We start from the raw sequence: 15,489 nt of genomic DNA on the forward strand, positions 1-15,489 counted from the left end.
TTCATTGGGTCGATGCGTCCAGTGCGTCCGGCGCGGCTGCGTCGGTCTGCGGTATCCACAAGGCGTCTGCGAAAAAGCGTTCCCTGAGAAGGACTCCCAGCACGGCGCGCTTGTGCGGGAAGTCGAATTCCTTGACCAGCGCATAGCCGCAGCGCGGCAGGCTTTTGCGCATCTTGCGGTTGTCGGCGCGCGGCTCCACGACGATGCGCTGCGTGCGGCAGTCGTCCAGAAAGAGGTAGTGCGACAGCGAGGGCAGCCAGGCCGTCAGGTAGGGCTGGCCACGAAACCGCGCCTCCCCCACCAGCGCATGCCAGCCCCGGTCATGGTCGCCCGCGTCATAGAAGGGGGCAATGCGGTCTTCCTTGGCCCAGTAGGCCTCGAAGTAGCCGAAGGGCTCGGCGTCGAAGCAGCCGATGAGGCCGAGCGCATGCGGGTCGCCGGCCATGCGCTGCAGGTAGGCGCGGTGGTGGGCAAGGTCGCCGCTTTCCTCCCAGAAATGCGCGACGACCGGGTCGTTCATCCAGCGGTGGATGAGGGGCAGGTCGGCCTCGGGCTCCACGGTGCGAAAGCTCAGCGTGCGGCCCAGCCAGGGGATGAAGCGGCGGTAGACCTCGCCGCGCGGCTTGTGCAGGCGCACGGGGTGGCGCCGGCCTTCGCTGATCGTGTAGTGCAGGGCATAGGGCGGGCGCGGGCGGGGCAGCCACAGGGGCTGCTGCCACAGCACGCTTCTTGCCACGCACGGGGCCTGGCCCGGCTGCACTGTGGCAATGCTGTCGCGCAGGCCGGGCGGCAGCCGGGGCAGGGACAGCTCGATGGCTTGCGCATCGGGATGCAGGCCAAAGCCGGCCTGCAGCGCGGCCAGCAGTTCATCCGCTTCGGGCATGCCCGAGCAGGGTCCCAGCCATTGCAGCTGCATCAGGCCTGGCGCGGCCGTGGGCGACAGGTTCCAGAGACTGTGCTTGCCGGGCCTGCCGGCATCCACGGGCCCCGAACGTTCCAGGCGCAGCCGCTGTCCATCGCCGAAGACGCTGATCGTCTCGGCGCCGGCATGCGCAAGGTAGCTGGCGCCGGAGGCGTCTGGTGACGGTGTAGCGGTGGCTTCGACTGGACGCACGTGGACTCTTTCAGATGGAGTGCCCCGCGTGCGGGACACGGGTCGGGGCTCGGGCAAGGGCACAAGGGGCACAAGGGACACGAGGGACACAAGGCAGCCTCATGACCGGGATGACGCGCAGGAGCGGCAAATGTTCATGCCAGGGCCGTTCATGCCAGGGCCGGGCTGCGGGCCGCCTGGAAGGCATGGGCCAGTGCCTTGCAGAGCTGGCCGCGCAGCACCTCGGTCTCTTCGGTGACGGCGCCCAGCCGCGCAAAGTCATGGACCATGCCGGCGTAGATCTGCAGGTCCACGGCCACGCCGGCGGCCTGCAGCCGCTCGGCATAGCGCTTTCCTTCGTCGATCAGCGGGTCGTACTCGGCCAGCACCATCAGCGTGGGGGCCAGCCGGCCCAGGTCGGATGCCTGCAGGGGGGCAAAGCGCCAGTCCTGCCGGTCCGCATCGCTGCGCAGGTATTGGCCGAACATCCAGGCCAGGGTGTCACCTTCCAGCAGATGGCCGGTGGCCAGGCGCGCATGCGAGTCACTGTCCTGCTGCGCTGCCGTGCAGGGGTAGAGCAGCAACTGCAGCAAGGGCTGGGGCATGCCCGCGTCGCGCGCGGCGACGCACAGGGCCGTGGCCAGCGTGCCCCCGACGCTGTCGCCGCCAATGGCCAGGCGCTGCGCGTCCAGGCCATGGCGGCCGCCGTGCTCCAGCAGCCAGGCCAGGGCGTCCTCTGCGTCGAGGAAGGCGGTGGGAAAGCGGTGCTCTGGCGCCAGCCGGTAGTCGATGGCCAGCACATTGCAGGGCGTGCCCAGCGCCAGGCTGCGGCACAGGCTGTCATGCGATTCGAGCCCGCCCAGCACGTAGCCGCCGCCGTGAAAGAACAGCAGGCAGGGCGCGGCTGTGTGTTCAGGGGCTGCGCGGTAGAGCCGGGCACGGATACGCGCGCCGTCGCGCGTGGGCAGATCCAGGTCCTCGGTGGGCAGATCGTCGCCCGGCAGGTCCAGCGCCAGCGTGGCGTTGTCGTAGGCGGCGCGCGCCTGCGCTGCCGTCATCTGGCTCATGCGCGGGCGGCCGGATGCCTGGGCGTTGGCGAGTTCAAGAAATGCTTGCAGGTCGGGGTGGAGAGCCATGGCGTCCTTCGGGTGTGCGGCAGACAAGGCAAAGCGGGCCGGTGCAGGGCATGGCGCCCGCGCTGCCCCTTCTTCGTGATGACGCAGGGCGGCGGAATTTGTTCATCGCCTGGGCGGTGAACATTTTTGGCGCACGCACGTCTTGCAGGGAGTAGGGAGCGCTCGTCGTGCGCCGCGCTCCAGGAAACGCCGGGCCGCGCCGGCATTGCAAGGTCATGCGCCCATGGGCGCCAGAGGAATCCCTTATGGAAAACGCCAGCCGACCGCCCTCCGAGGTACTGCGCCTGCTCAGGCCCTTCCTGCCGTGGATGGCGCTGTCCGTGGTCACGGGCATTTGCGCGGGTGGGGCCACGGTGGCGCTGCTGGCGACCATCAACCAGGTGCTCAACCGCCCCGGTGGGCTGGCGGGCGGGCTGCTGCTGACCTTCATCGCCCTGTGTGCCACCGTGCTGGTGTGCCGGGCCACGTCGGACATGTCGGGCAATTTCGTGGGGCAGCGCCTGGTGGCCCAACTGCGCAAGGAGCTGGCCGGCAAGATCCTGGCCGCGCCCATCGATGCGCTGGAGCGCTACCGCACGCACCGCCTCATGCCCGTGCTCACGCAGGACGTGGACATGATCAGCGACGTGGCCTTCGTGCTGGCCTCCAACGTGATTGCCCTGGCCATTGCGCTGGGCTGCCTGGCCTACCTGGCCCTGCTGTCTCCGCCGCTGTTTGCCATGCTGGTGGTGGCGCTGGTGCTGGGCGTCAGCCTGCAGGCGCTGGCGCAGTCACGCGGCGTGGCGGGGTTCTGGAAGGCGCGCGATCACGAGGAAGTGCTGCATAAGGCCTACCGCGCCATCAGCGAAGGCGCCAAGGAGCTGCGCATGCACCGCGCGCGCCGGGGCCGCATCTTCGACGGGCAGATTGGCTCCACCGTGGATGCCATCCGCCGCATCAACAGCCGCGCCATCAACACCTATGTGCTGGCCACGGCCTTCGGTTCGGCGCTGTTCTTTCTGTTGATTGCCCTCATCCTGGGCTGGGCCGCGCTGCGCACCACCGAGCCCGTGGTGCTCAGCGGCTTCGTGCTGGTGCTGCTGTTCCTCAAGGGTCCCATGGACCAGATCGCAGGCGCGCTGCCCAACCTGGGCCGTGCCAAGGTGGCGCTGCAGCGCATTGCAGACCTGTCGGCGCGCTTTGCCAGCCCCGAGCCGCACCTGCACCTGGACAGCCCGCCCGGCGAGGTCCGCCTGGACCACGGCCTGGAGCTGCGGGGCGTGCGCTATGCCTTCGATGCGCCCGAAGGCGGCAAGGCCTTCGAGATCGGCCCCATCGACCTGAAGCTGGGCAAGGGCGAACTGGTCTTTGTGGTGGGTGACAACGGCTCGGGCAAGACCACGCTGATCAAGCTGCTGCTGGGCCTGTATGCGCCCCAGCAGGGCGAGATACTGCATGACGGCCAGCCGGTCACGGCCCTGTCGCGCGACGACTACCGCCAGCTGTTCACCACGGTGTTCTCGGACTTCTACCTGTTCGAGGACCTGGTGGCCGGCGGCGAAGAGGGCCAGGCCGCCGCGCTGCCCGAGGCCGCGCTGCCCTACCTGCAGCGGCTGGAGATCGCCCACAAGGTCAGCGTGCGCAACGGCAGCTTCAGCACCATCGACCTGTCCACCGGCCAGCGCAAGCGCCTGGCCCTGGTCCACGCCTATCTGGAGGGCCGGCCCGTGCTGGTCTTCGACGAATGGGCGGCCGACCAGGACCCGAGCTTCCGCCACCTGTTCTACACCGAGCTGCTGCCCGAGCTGCGCGCCAGGGGCCACCTGCTGGTGGTCATCTCCCATGACGATCGCTACTTCCACCTGGCCGACCGCATCGTGCGCATGGAGGCCGGCCGCATGGTCCTGCCGCAAGACGGGGCGCAGCCGGTGGCGGCTGCATCGGCCAGTCCCGCCAGTCAAGGCGCGCTGGCCGACATCTGAATTCCTGCTGAATCCACGAACATGGCAAAGACAAAACTCGTCTACATCTGGTCCCTGAGAAACGCCGCCGCCGACCAGGCCGGCCAGCACATCGCCTACAAGGGCGCAACGCGCTACATGAAGTCGCCGCTCGAATACCTGGGCGAGTTGCTGGACACCAGCCCGCTGGGCGATATCTACAGCCTGGAGGCCGTGATCCACGACGACGACGAGGCCTCGCCGCGCGACCGCGAAAAAATCGGCGACTACGGCTTCAGCTACCAGCCGGGCGGTCGCTGGTTCTATCCGCCGGACCTGCGCATCCAGGGGCGCAGGGTCAATGACCTGCTCATGGCCGTGCCGTCCTCCTACCGGCGCCTGCCGCTGAACGATCCGCAGCGCGCCGCGGGCAAACAGATGTTCGAGGCACAACTGCAGGACAGGCTGGTGCAGCTGGGTGCCGAGCTGGTGGTGCTGGACGGCCTGCTCGTCATCCTGGACCGGCTCGTGCGGCCCGGGGCCCTGTTCCACCGCAGGATTGCCAACATCCATCCCGGCATCACGCGGCTGGAGTCACCCTATGAACGCCGGGGCGCCTGCGCCACGCTGGACGCGCTGCATGGCGCGCAGGGCTACAAGATCGTGGACTGGAAGACCATGGAACAGCGCCCGGTCCCGCCCCTGTTCAAGACCGGCGCATCCTTTCACTACGTGGACAACGGCATCGACTCCGGCGAAGTCATCGCCGACGTGCTGGGCACCGACATCGATCCCGAAGACACCATCCTCGAACTGCGCTGGAACAATTTCCAGCACAGCCTGTTCCCTGCATTGCGCAAGGGGCTGGAGATGATGGCCAGAGCGCCTGCAGACACGCCTGCAGACACCACGGTGTGACAACGCGCGTATCTCAAAAACCGGCACGGCCCAAAGCGAGGGACACCGAGCAAGGGCCTATGCCGGCCGCGCCGCCCCGCCGCGAGGGTGTCGTCCCCCTCCCTCGCGAAGCGAGAAAGAGAGGGGGAAGCGGCGCAGCCGCTCAGGGGGTGCTTACTTCGGCGCCAGACGAATGGCCCCATCCAGCCGGATCACCTCGCCATTGAGCATGTCGTTGTCCAGAATGTGGCGCACCAGCTTGGCATAGTCCTGGGGCGTGCCCAGGCGGCTGGGGAAGGGCACGCCGGCGGCCAGCGCGTCCTGCACTTCCTGCGGCATGCCGAACAGCATGGGCGTGCCGAAGATGCCGGGGGCAATCGTCATGTTGCGGATGCCGTTGCGCGCCAGGTCGCGCGCAATGGGCAGCGTCATGCCGACCACGCCGCCCTTGGAAGCCGCATAGGCCGCCTGGCCGATCTGGCCGTCGTAGGCCGCCACGCTGGCCGTGGAGATCAGCACGCCGCGCTCGCCCGTGCTCTCGGGCTCGTTGGCCGACATGGCGGTGGCGGCCAGGCGGATCATGTTGAAGCTGCCGATCAGGTTGACCGTGATGGTCTTGGAGAACAGCGCCAGGTTGTGCGCGCCGTTCTTGCCCACGGTCTTCTCGGCGGGCGCAATGCCTGCGCAGTTGACCAGGCCTGCCAGCTTGCCCAGACTGACGGCCTTGTCCACCACGGCCTGGCCATCGGCTTCCTGGCTCACGTCGCATTTGACGAAGACGCCACCGATCTCGCGCGCCACGGCTTCGCCCTTGTCCGCCTGCATGTCGGCAATCACCACCTTGCCGCCCTCGGCCGCCAGCATGCGCGCCGTGCCTTCGCCCAGCCCGGAGGCGCCGCCCGTGACGATGAATACCCGGTCCTTGATCTGCATGGAATGTCTCCTTGGTTATCTGACGTTGACGTAAACGTAACTCTCAAATTATGCATGCAGCCCCGGCCGCAGCCATGCCGCGCCCAAGAAAAAGCCCGGCAGTGCCGGGCTGGTGATGGGCGCGATGGGGGTTACTGGAACCCGGCGCGGTCCAGCATTTGCTGGACCTTGGTCATGTTCTTGCCCACGGCCGTGATCGGGATGGTCTCGCTCTTGAAGGGCTTGCCGCCGGTCATTTCCTTGAGTGCGGGGTTGTCCAGTTCCACGCCCTTGGCTGCGGGCCACTCGTTGTTGCCGTTGGCAAAGTAGTTCTGGGCGGCGGGGCTGGCCAGGTACTCCAGGAACTTGACGGCGTTGTCCTTGTTCTTGGCATGGCGTGCCACGGCGCCGCCCGCGATGTTCAGGTGCGTGCCCCAGCTGGACTGGTTCGGGAAGACCACGCCGATCTTGCCGACCACGGCCTGGTCCTCAGGCTTGCCCGAGCGCATCATGCGCGCCAGGTAGTAGCTGTTGGTCACGCCGATGGTGCATTCGCCCGAGGCCACGGCCTTGATCTGGTCGGTGTCGCCACCCTTGGGCGGGCGGGCCAGGTTGGCCTTCATGCCCTGGATCCAGCCCTCGGCCTTCTGGTCGCCCATGTGCTCGACCACGGTGCCGAACAGGCTCAGGTTGTAGGGATGCGAGCCCGAGCGGATGCACAGCTGGCCCTTGAACTTGGGGTCGGCCAGCGATTCGTAGTTCTGCACGTCGGCGGGCTGGACCTTGGCCTTGTTGTAGACGATGACGCGGGCGCGTGTGGACAGGCCGAACCAGCTGATGCCATCGGCCGTTGGCTGGGCGCGCAGGTTGGAGGGAATGGCGTCTTCCAGCAGCTTGGAGTGGATGGGCTGGAACAGACCATCGACCTCGCCGCGGTACAGGCGTGCGGCATCGACCAGCAGGATCACGTCGGCCGGCGAGGCCTGGCCCTCGGCCTTCAGGCGCGCAATGATGCCGGCGTCGTCGCCGTCCACGCGGTTGATCTTGATGCCGGTGGCCTTGGTGAAGCCGTTGTACAGCTCCTCGTCCGTGGAGTAGTGGCGCGCGGAGTAGAGGTTGACGACCTGGGAGTCGGCAATGGCTGTGCCGGCAGCCACCAGGGCGCAAGCGGCAAACAGGGCTTTCCGGGATTTCGACATGAAGACAGGCCTCTCTTTGTTGGCAAAGCGCGATGATAGGTCAAACGCGAATTGTTCTTAATAAAGGGTGGGGCCCGTCTAAGGGCTTGTGCGCGGTGGTCCCTGGTGGGCCGCGAGCCCTGGCGCGCGAAAAGCGCACGAAAAAAAACCCAGTCCAAAGACTGGGTTTGAAAGGATCCAGAAACGGGGGTTTCAAGAGGATCCAAGGAGACAACTGGTCAGGTCTTTCGACCCGGGATGCGTGCAATTATGCGGGTAATCACTGATTCTTGCACGCAGCCCCGTTGTAAGACAGCGTGATCAACGCTTGCGGGTCTGGGCCGACTGGACGGCTTCGTTGGCGGTGTTGGTCACGGCCGTGAAGTTGGCTTCCGCCAGGTCCGAAGCCTGCTTGACGGCCTTTTGCACCGACTCGAAGGCATTGTTGGCAGCCGACACGGCGCTCTTCATCACGGCAACGGCGGTTTCGGAACCGGCGGGTGCGTTCTTGGCCGTGGTGTCCACCAGGGCGCTGAAGTTCTTTTGCAGGTCGGAAGCCTGGCTTTCGAAGGTCTTGGCCAGTTCGGCGCCGGTGCCGCTGGCGATGTCGTACAGGTGACGGCTGTAGGCAGCGGTCTTTTCAGCCAGGGGCTGGAACAGGTTGGCCTGCAGCGACAGCAGTTCCTGTGCGTCCTTGACGCTCAGGACAGCCTGGGTGTGCTGGGCAGCTTCGGTCAGTGCGGCGCGCGAGGCGGTCACATTCAGTTCCACCAGCTTTTCAACGCCTTCGAAGGCCTTGCTCGTCAGGCCGAACAGGGTTTCCAGGTTGGCCTTTTGTGCGCTCAGGATTTGGTCAGGGGTCAAGCTCATGTCAGTCTCCAGAAAAACGGACCACAGGGGTCTCGGGTTACGGGGAATTGCCTGCGCTGACCTGACTGAGTGTCATGTTGCAGTGCAGCATGGGTCTTATTGTAGGGATTGCAAAAAAGGAATCAAGTACCTGATGCTGCGGTGCAGCAAAAAAATTCGGAAAGCTGTGGGTTTTTTGTAAGTCTTTGATTTTGAATTGGTTTTATGTCGGTTTGACGACATTTTTCAGTTGGCATGCTTACTCGCCTGGCGAGTGATTGGCCGCAGTGCGCGTCGTGATGGCGACAGTGGCCGGGGACATGGCGCATTCGGCCGGCGGCACAATGGCCGCCATGAATGAATCGCCCCCGAGCCGCCCCGCGCCGCAGCCCCGTTCGGCCTATGCGGCATTCCGACGCATCAGCACGCGCTGGTCGGACAACGATGTCTACGGGCACGTCAACAACGTCGTCTATTACAGCTGGTTTGATACGGCGGTGAATGCCCATCTGATAGAGCAGGGCGCGCTGGACATTCATGCGGGCGAGACGATAGGACTGGTCATAGAGACCCAATGCAATTACTTCGCCCCGCTGGCCTTTCCGCAGGAGGTGGAGGCCGGCATCCGCGTGGCCCGCATCGGCGGCTCCAGCGTGCGCTACGAGGTGGGGCTGTTTGCGCAGGGTGAGCCGCTGTCGGCCGCAGCCGGGCATTTCGTCCATGTCTATGTGGACCGGCAGACGCGCCGGCCTGCCCAGATTCCACAGGCGCTGCGCCGGGTGCTGGAGCCGTTGCTGCGCGGTTGATGGCGTTCGGGGCGCATGCAAGGCGCCCGCTCGCAGCGCGGCGGCGTGTGGATGGCCTACACTCGAAAGCTGTCTGCCATCTGACCGCTTGGGCGCTTACCGCCCGGCTCTGTCCATGATCATCACCAGCCTGCTCGATACCGACCTGTACAAATTCACGATGATGCAGGTGGTGCTGCACCAGTTCCCCGGGGCACAGGTCGAGTACCGTTTCAAGTGCCGCAATCCCGGCGTGCAGCTTGCGCCCTATGTGAACGAGATCCGGGCCGAGATCCGCTCGCTGTGCAGCCTGCGGTTCCAGGATGCGGAGCTGGCCTACCTGAGCTCGCTGCGCTTCATCAAGAGCGATTTCGTCGATTTCCTGAGCCTGTTCCACCTCAACGAGAAGTGCGTCACGGTGCAGGCGCTGCCCAATGGCGAGATCGACATCACCATCCGCGGGCCCTGGCTGCACACCATCTTGTTCGAGATTCCCGTGCTGGCCATCGTCAACGAGGTGTACTTCCGCAACACCCAGCCGGTGCCCGATTTTCCCGAGGGCCGGCGCCGGCTGGATGCCAAGATCGCGCTGCTGCAGCAGCCGGGCCTGGAGCAGCTCAAGATTGCCGACTACGGCACGCGCCGCCGCTTTTCGCGGGCCTGGCATGAAGAGGTGCTGCGCGTGCTGTGCGCACGCCTGGGCCGGCCCGGCGCATCCGCGGAGTCCGAGGGGCAGTTCGCGGGCACCAGCAACGTGCTGTATGCCATGAAGCTGGGCGTGCGGCCCCTGGGCACGCTGGCCCATGAATACCTGCAGGCCTGCCAGTCCCTGGGCCCGCGCCTGCGCGACAGCCAGATCTTCGGCTTCGAGTCCTGGGCGCGGGAGTACCGGGGCGACCTGGGCATTGCGCTGTCGGACGTCTACGGCATGTCGGCCTTCCTGCGCGATTTCGACCTGTACTTTTGCAAGCTCTTCGATGGCGCGCGCCATGACAGCGGGGATCCGTTCGAGTGGGGTGAGCGGCTGCTGGCCCACTACCGCGCCAACCGCATCGATCCGCTGACCAAGACGCTGATCTTCAGCGACGGCCTGACGGTGCCGCGCACCATCGAGCTGTTCCAGCGCTTCCACGGGCGCTGCCAGCTGGCCTTTGGCATCGGCACCAACCTGACCAATGACCTGGGCGACGCGCCCGACCATGTGCCGCTGCAGATCGTCATCAAGATGACGCGCTGCAACGGCCAGCCCGTGGCCAAGCTCTCGGACACGCCGGGCAAGAGCATGTGCGACGACGAGAAATACCTGGCCTATCTGCGCCAGGTGTTCGAGATCGCGGCGCCCGCGGCACAGACTTGATCGCTGCGCGGCCCGCTGCCAGGAGGGGACAGTGAATACAGAACAAAGAGGAGACGGGACCATGAAGGCCTTGCGTGGATTGTTGGTGCTGCTTGTCGCCTGCGTGCCCTCCTGGGCCCTGGCGGCCGAGATCGATGGCGGCCAGCTGTCGGTGCTCTGGGGTGTGCCCTTTGCGGGCATGCTGTTGTCCATCGCCCTGGTGCCGCTGGCGGCGCCACATTTCTGGCACCGGCATTTCGGCAAGTTGACGGCGGCCTGGGCGCTGGCCTTCCTGCTGCCCTTTGCGGCGGTGTTCGGTGCGGGCGCGGCCCTGGCCAACCTGGTGCATGCGCTGCTGGCCGAGTACCTGCCCTTCGTGATCCTGCTGACGGCGCTGTACACGGTGTCGGGCGGCATCTATGTGCGCGGCAATCTCAAGGGCTCGCCGGGGCTGAACACGGCCATCCTGGCGATCGGCGCCGTGCTGGCCAGCTTCATGGGGACCACGGGCGCATCGATGCTGCTGATCCGGCCGCTGCTGCGCGCCAACGACAACCGCAGGCACCAGGTGCATGTGGTGGTGTTCTTCATCTTCATCGTCTCCAATGCCGGGGGCTCGCTGACGCCGCTGGGCGATCCGCCGCTGTTCCTGGGCTTTCTCAAGGGCGTGGACTTCTTCTGGACGGTGCGCCACATCTTCACCGAGACCCTGTTCCTGGTCGGCGTGCTGCTGGCGCTTTTCTACGCGATCGACACCTGGCTGCTGCGCAAGGCCGGCGAGGCGGAACTGCCCGATCCCACGCCCAGCATCGACGCCTCGGGCCGCGCCAGCCGCCTGGGCTTCGATGGCAGCGTGAACTTCGCGCTGCTGCTGGCCGTGGTGGCCCTGGTGCTGATGAGCGGCCTGTGGCGCACCGATGCGGGGCTGGTGCTGGCCGGCACGCATGTGGGCCTGCCGGGGCTGGTGCGCGATGCGGGCCTGATCGTGGTGGCGCTGCTGTCCCTGCGGCTCACGCCGCGCAGCGTGCACCAGGCCAACGAATTCGGCTGGGGGCCGATGCAGGAAGTGGCCAAGCTGTTCGCGGGCATCTTCCTGACCATCATCCCCGTGATCGCCATGCTCAAGGCGGGCACGGGCGGGCCGTTCGGCGCCATCGTGGGTGCCGTCACGCGCGCCGACGGCACGCCCGATCCGCTGATGTACTTCTGGGCCACGGGCCTGCTGTCCTCCTTCCTCGACAACGCGCCGACCTACCTGGTGTTCTTCAACACCGCAGGGGGCGACGCCGCGCAGCTGATGACCACGATGGCCTCCACGCTGGCGGCCATCTCCGCGGGCGCGGTGTTCATGGGTGCCAACACCTATATCGGCAACGCGCCCAACCTGATGGTCAAGGCCATTGCCGAGGAGCGCGGCGTGAAGATGCCCAGCTTCTTCGGCTACATGGCCTGGTCGCTGGGCATTCTGGTGCCGCTGTTCGTATTGATGAGCTTCATCTGGTTCCGCTGAAGAACCGCCTCCCGCCAAGACAAGGAAAGAGACAGACATGGCAAGCAAACCCCGCATCCTGATCGCCCGCGCCATCCCGCCCGAGGTGGTGCGCAAGCTGGAGCAGCACTTCGAGGTCGAGTCCAACCAGGACGACGTGGTCTGGAGCCCGCAGGAGCTGGCCGCGCATCTGCAGGACAAGGACGGCGTGCTGACCACAGGCTCGCAGACCATCGATGCGGCACTGCTGGCGGCCTGCCCGCGCCTGAAGGTCGTGGCCAACATGGCCGTGGGCTACAACAACTTCGACGTGCCCGCGATGACGGCAGCGGGCGTGCAGGGCACGAACGCGCCCGACGTGCTGACCGAGACCACGGCCGACTTCGGCTTTGCCCTGCTCATGGCCACGGCCCGCCGCGTGACCGAAAGCGAGCACTACCTGCGCGCCGGAAAGTGGAACTCCTGGCGCTACGACCTGTTTGCCGGCTCGGAAGTGCACGGCAGCACGCTGGGCATCATCGGCATGGGCCGCATCGGCCAGGGCATTGCCCGGCGCGGTGCGCATGGCTTCGGCATGAAGGTGGTTTATCACAACCGCTCGCGACTGTCGCCCGAGCTGGAAGCCGAATGCAAGGCCGGCTACGTGGGCAAGGACGAACTGCTGGCCATGGCCGACCATGTGGTGCTGGTGCTGCCCTACACCAAGGAAAACCACCACACCATAGGCGCGGCCGAGATCGCCAGGATGAAGCCCACGGCCACGCTGATCAACATCGCGCGCGGCGGCATTGTCGATGACGCGGCGCTGGCCAGGGCGCTGCGCGACAGGACCATTGCCGCCGCCGGCCTGGACGTGTTCGAGGGCGAGCCCTCGGTCCATCCCGACCTGCTGACCGTGCCCAATGTCGTGCTGACCCCGCACATCGCCAGCGCCACCATGGGCACGCGCAGCGCCATGGCCGAGCTGGCAGCCGACAACCTGATCGACTTTCTGAGCGGCAAGGGCCCGCGCACGCCCGTCAACCAGCCCGAGGCGGCGGCCGCAGGCGCGCGCGCCAAGGCCTGAGTGCCGTATCCCGACAATCGCGGGAAGGCAGGCGCTGGCCGCTTCCCGCTGCATGGAGCTGAAGCAAGATCTTGACCCAGATATCCGGAGTGTGGTGGGCGGCATGGGCCGTGCTGCTGTTGGGGCAGGCGGCCGTGATCTGGCTGCTGTGCAGGCGCTCGGCGCAGCGCGATGACGGGGTGGCGCCGCAGCAGTTGCTGCAGGCGCTGCAGATGCTGGATGTGCGGCTGCAGCAGCTCGAGCGCGGCGCCCAGGCCACGCAGATGGCCGTGGCCAAGAGCGACGGCGGGCTGGACCGCGTGTCGCAGCAGCTGCAGGCCCATCTGGCCCAGGCCCAGCTCGATGCACAGGCCGCGCGGCGCGAGCAGGGCGAGGCGCTGGCAGCCTTTCGCATGGAACTGGGCCGGCTCACCGTGCGGCTGGCCGCCGACAGCGCCCAGGCCCGCGAGGCCCAGGGCGAAAGCACGCAGCGCTTCAACGCCCATGTGCAGGAGCGTTTCGAGGCGCTGGCGCAGACCACGCGCAGCACGCTGGACTCCCTCAAGAACGACATCCAGCAGCAGCTGGGCGGGCTGGCGCAATCCAGCCAGGTCCATGCCGAACAGCTGCGCGGCACGCTCAACGAGCGCCTGGCCACCATCCAGTCGGACAACGCGGCGCGGCTGGAGGAGATGCGGCGCACGGTGGACGAGAAGCTGCATGCCACGCTGGAGCAGCGCCTGGGCGAATCGTTCAAGCTGGTCAGCGACCGGCTGGAGCAGGTGCACAAGGGCCTGGGAGAGATGCAGACACTGGCCGGCAGCGTGGGCGATCTCAAGCGCGTGATGACCAATGTGAAGACGCGCGGCACCTGGGGCGAGCTGCAGCTGGGCGCCATCATCGAGAACGTGCTCACACCCGAGCAGTACGCGCGCAACGTCAAGACCGTGCCCGGCAGTGACGACATGGTGGAGTTCGCCATCCGCCTGCCCGGGCGCAGCGACGAGACGCCGGTCTGGCTGCCCATCGATGCCAAGTACCCGGTCGAGCAATACCAGCGCCTGCTCGACGCCCAGGATGCGGCCGACAAGGCCGCCATTGCCTCGGCCGGCAATGCCTTCGAGGCATCGATCAAGTTCGAGGCCCGCAAGATCCATGGCAAGTATGTGAGCCCGCCCCACACCACGGACTTTGCCGTGCTCTACCTGCCCACGGAAGGCCTGTTTGCCGAGGTCATGCGCCGCCCCGGCCTGGTCGAGGCCGTACAGAACGGCTGCCGCGTGATGGTCACCGGCCCGGCCAACCTGGCGGCCATGCTCAGCAGCCTGCAGATGGGCTTCAAGACGCTGGCCATCGAAAAGCGATCGTCCGAGGTCTGGGCCGTGCTGGGCCAGGTCAAGACCGAGTTCGCCAAGTTCGGCGAGGTGGTGGATGCCACGCGCAAATCCATCGATGCCGCCGCCAAGCGCTTCGAGCAGGTGGGTGTTCGCACGCGCGCCATCCAGCGGCAATTGCGCGATGTGCAGGAGCTGCCCGCGCCGGCCTCGAGCGCAGGGCTGCCCGGTCTGCCGGACGACAAGGACACGGCGGCAGGCATGGAGCCAGGGTCGGAGCAGGACTGAGATGAATCTGGCGCTGTTCAAAGTCATCATGGCCCAGGTCAGCGTGCACGCCACCATGGCCGGCATGCGGCTGGCCGCGCCTTTGCTGGCGCTGCAGCAGGGCTACAGCGCGGCGGCCGTGGGGATCTTGCTGGCGCTGTTTGCGCTGACCCAGGTGTTCCTGGCGCTGCCGGCCGGACGCTTTGCGGACAAGCACGGTTTTCGCAAGCCGTTTTTCCTGTCCATGCTGGCGGCCAGCGGCGGCTGCGCGCTGGCGCTGGCGTTTCCGGTCTATCCCGTGTTGTGCCTGGTGGCGCTGCTGACGGGCGGAGCCAGCGGCGCGGTGGTGATTGCCGTGCAGCGCCATGCGGGGCGGGTCACCCACGATGCGTTGGCGCTCAAGAAGGTGTTCAGCTGGCTGGCCATAGGGCCGGCCATCTCCAACTTCATCGGGCCTTTCAGCACCGGGCTGCTGATCGATCACGCGAATTTTGGAGGCGAGGGCAGCACCATGGGCTACCGCGTCGCCTTCGGCCTGCTGGCCCTGGTGCCCGTGCTGGCCTGGAGCTGGGTGCGCCACACGCAGGAGCTGCCGCCCGTGCGCGCGCCCATCGGCGGCCCCAAGCAGCATGCCTGGGACCTGCTGCGCGACCGCAACTTCCGCAACCTGCTGCTGGTCAACTGGCTGCAGTCGGCGTGCTGGGATGTGCACACCTTCGTGCTGCCGCTGCTGGGCCATGAGAAGGGGTTGAGCGCCTCGGTCATCGGCACGCTGCTGGGCATTTTTGCCGTGGCGGCCGCCGCCATCCGCCTGGCCATGCCGCTGGTGGCCGAGCGCCTGCGCGAAGGCGCCGTGATCTCCGGCGCCATGGCCATCACCGCCTTCGTCTTTGCGCTGTACCCCTTCATGGACTCGGCACTGACCATGGGCGTGTGCTCGGTGCTGCTGGGCTTTTCGCTGGGCTCGGTGCAGCCCATGGTCATGAGCATGCTGCACCAGATCACGCCCGAGCACCGCCATGGCGAGGCGCTGGGCCTGCGGCTCATGGCCATCAATGCCTCCAGCGTGGCCATGCCCGTGCTGTTCGGCTCGGCGGGGGCGCTGATCGGCGTGTCTGCGCTGTTCTGGGTTGTGGGCGCAGCCGTGGCCTCGGGCATCCGCACGGCCTGGTTCATGGGATTGCCGCCGCGCAAGCCGGAATGAAAAAGGCGACCTGCGCCTTGGTGCGCAGATCGCCTTGCGATGCGG

The 15,489-nt window shown here is 66.8% G+C and carries 13 protein-coding genes; 8 read left to right on the forward strand and 5 right to left on the reverse strand.

The genetic code is table 11. The features are described 5' to 3' along the window. Position 1: 1 nt before the first annotated feature. Both AC57B5_RS28465 and AC57B5_RS28470 read right to left on the reverse strand, forming a co-directional pair. Positions 2-1,114, reverse strand: a complete 1,113-nt coding sequence (locus tag AC57B5_RS28465) for a GNAT family N-acetyltransferase (RefSeq protein ID WP_496400755.1) — start codon at positions 1,112-1,114, stop codon at positions 2-4. A gap of 149 nt (positions 1,115-1,263) precedes the next feature. Next, positions 1,264-2,229 carry an alpha/beta hydrolase gene (locus AC57B5_RS28470; RefSeq protein WP_496400756.1) on the reverse strand — a complete coding sequence of 322 codons (966 nt, stop codon included), beginning with the start codon at positions 2,227-2,229 and terminating at the stop codon, positions 1,264-1,266. A 245-nt stretch (positions 2,230-2,474) separates the two neighbouring features. On the opposite strand from AC57B5_RS28470, the gene AC57B5_RS28475 reads away from it, so the two are divergent. Both AC57B5_RS28475 and AC57B5_RS28480 read left to right on the forward strand, forming a co-directional pair. After that, complete coding sequence (locus tag AC57B5_RS28475) at positions 2,475-4,190, forward strand: cyclic peptide export ABC transporter (protein WP_496400757.1); 1,716 nt, start codon at positions 2,475-2,477, stop codon at positions 4,188-4,190. A gap of 21 nt (positions 4,191-4,211) precedes the next feature. Continuing rightward, on the forward strand, positions 4,212-5,066 hold the full coding sequence (locus AC57B5_RS28480; protein ID WP_496400758.1) for a N(5)-hydroxyornithine transformylase PvdF: 855 nt from the start codon (positions 4,212-4,214) through the stop codon (positions 5,064-5,066). A 153-nt stretch (positions 5,067-5,219) separates the two neighbouring features. Here the strand turns inward: AC57B5_RS28480 and AC57B5_RS28485 are convergent, their stop codons facing one another. From AC57B5_RS28485 to AC57B5_RS28495, 3 genes are all read right to left on the reverse strand, one after another. Continuing rightward, a complete protein-coding gene (locus AC57B5_RS28485; RefSeq protein ID WP_013801611.1) occupies positions 5,220-5,978 on the reverse strand; it encodes a 3-hydroxyacyl-CoA dehydrogenase in 759 nt (252 codons plus the stop codon). 131 nt (positions 5,979-6,109) lie between these two features. After that, the gene (locus tag AC57B5_RS28490; RefSeq protein WP_496400759.1) at positions 6,110-7,156 is read right to left on the reverse strand and encodes an extracellular solute-binding protein; all 1,047 of its coding nucleotides are present in this window, start codon (positions 7,154-7,156) and stop codon (positions 6,110-6,112) included. Between the two features lie 300 nt (positions 7,157-7,456). After that, positions 7,457-8,005 carry a phasin family protein gene (locus tag AC57B5_RS28495; protein ID WP_013801612.1) on the reverse strand — a complete coding sequence of 183 codons (549 nt, stop codon included), beginning with the start codon at positions 8,003-8,005 and terminating at the stop codon, positions 7,457-7,459. Between the two features lie 323 nt (positions 8,006-8,328). Here AC57B5_RS28495 and AC57B5_RS28500 point away from each other — a divergent pair, with 323 nt between their 5' ends. The 6 genes from AC57B5_RS28500 to AC57B5_RS28525 all read left to right on the forward strand — a co-directional run bounded on the left by AC57B5_RS28500 (position 8,329) and on the right by AC57B5_RS28525 (position 15,444). Further along, positions 8,329-8,790, forward strand: a complete 462-nt coding sequence (locus AC57B5_RS28500; protein ID WP_034394994.1) for an acyl-CoA thioesterase — start codon at positions 8,329-8,331, stop codon at positions 8,788-8,790. A gap of 115 nt (positions 8,791-8,905) precedes the next feature. Beyond that, the gene (gene pncB / locus AC57B5_RS28505) at positions 8,906-10,126 is read left to right on the forward strand and encodes a nicotinate phosphoribosyltransferase (protein ID WP_012206539.1); all 1,221 of its coding nucleotides are present in this window, start codon (positions 8,906-8,908) and stop codon (positions 10,124-10,126) included. 61 nt (positions 10,127-10,187) lie between these two features. Continuing rightward, on the forward strand, positions 10,188-11,615 hold the full coding sequence (locus tag AC57B5_RS28510) for a sodium:proton antiporter (protein WP_496400760.1): 1,428 nt from the start codon (positions 10,188-10,190) through the stop codon (positions 11,613-11,615). Positions 11,616-11,652: 37 nt separating this feature from the next. After that, positions 11,653-12,660 (forward strand): 2-hydroxyacid dehydrogenase, encoded by a 1,008-nt coding sequence (locus tag AC57B5_RS28515; RefSeq protein WP_034394999.1) that lies wholly within the window; start codon positions 11,653-11,655, stop codon positions 12,658-12,660. 110 nt (positions 12,661-12,770) lie between these two features. After that, entirely contained in the window at positions 12,771-14,261 is a 1,491-nt protein-coding gene (locus AC57B5_RS28520) for a DNA recombination protein RmuC (protein ID WP_034398730.1), read from the forward strand. A gap of 1 nt (position 14,262) precedes the next feature. Beyond that, on the forward strand, positions 14,263-15,444 hold the full coding sequence (locus tag AC57B5_RS28525; protein WP_013801618.1) for an MFS transporter: 1,182 nt from the start codon (positions 14,263-14,265) through the stop codon (positions 15,442-15,444). Positions 15,445-15,489 lie beyond the last annotated feature (45 nt).

This window comes from Delftia sp. BGA-UO-ETr-SB1 (genome assembly GCF_059567865.1).

Excerpts from the sequence above, each read along its gene's own strand:
- AC57B5_RS28470 (WP_496400756.1), bottom strand. The coding sequence starts at position 2,229 with ATGGCTCTCCACCCCGACCTGCAAGCATTTCTTGAACTCGCCAACGCC.
- pncB (WP_012206539.1), top strand. The coding sequence starts at position 8,906 with ATGATCATCACCAGCCTGCTCGATACCGACCTGTACAAATTCACGATG.
- AC57B5_RS28525 (WP_013801618.1), top strand. The coding sequence starts at position 14,263 with ATGAATCTGGCGCTGTTCAAAGTCATCATGGCCCAGGTCAGCGTGCAC.
- AC57B5_RS28475 (WP_496400757.1), top strand. The coding sequence starts at position 2,475 with ATGGAAAACGCCAGCCGACCGCCCTCCGAGGTACTGCGCCTGCTCAGG.
- AC57B5_RS28495 (WP_013801612.1), bottom strand. The coding sequence starts at position 8,005 with ATGAGCTTGACCCCTGACCAAATCCTGAGCGCACAAAAGGCCAACCTG.
- AC57B5_RS28480 (WP_496400758.1), top strand. The coding sequence starts at position 4,212 with ATGGCAAAGACAAAACTCGTCTACATCTGGTCCCTGAGAAACGCCGCC.
- AC57B5_RS28515 (WP_034394999.1), top strand. The coding sequence starts at position 11,653 with ATGGCAAGCAAACCCCGCATCCTGATCGCCCGCGCCATCCCGCCCGAG.
- AC57B5_RS28490 (WP_496400759.1), bottom strand. The coding sequence starts at position 7,156 with ATGTCGAAATCCCGGAAAGCCCTGTTTGCCGCTTGCGCCCTGGTGGCT.
- AC57B5_RS28485 (WP_013801611.1), bottom strand. The coding sequence starts at position 5,978 with ATGCAGATCAAGGACCGGGTATTCATCGTCACGGGCGGCGCCTCCGGG.
- AC57B5_RS28510 (WP_496400760.1), top strand. The coding sequence starts at position 10,188 with ATGAAGGCCTTGCGTGGATTGTTGGTGCTGCTTGTCGCCTGCGTGCCC.
- AC57B5_RS28500 (WP_034394994.1), top strand. The coding sequence starts at position 8,329 with ATGGCCGCCATGAATGAATCGCCCCCGAGCCGCCCCGCGCCGCAGCCC.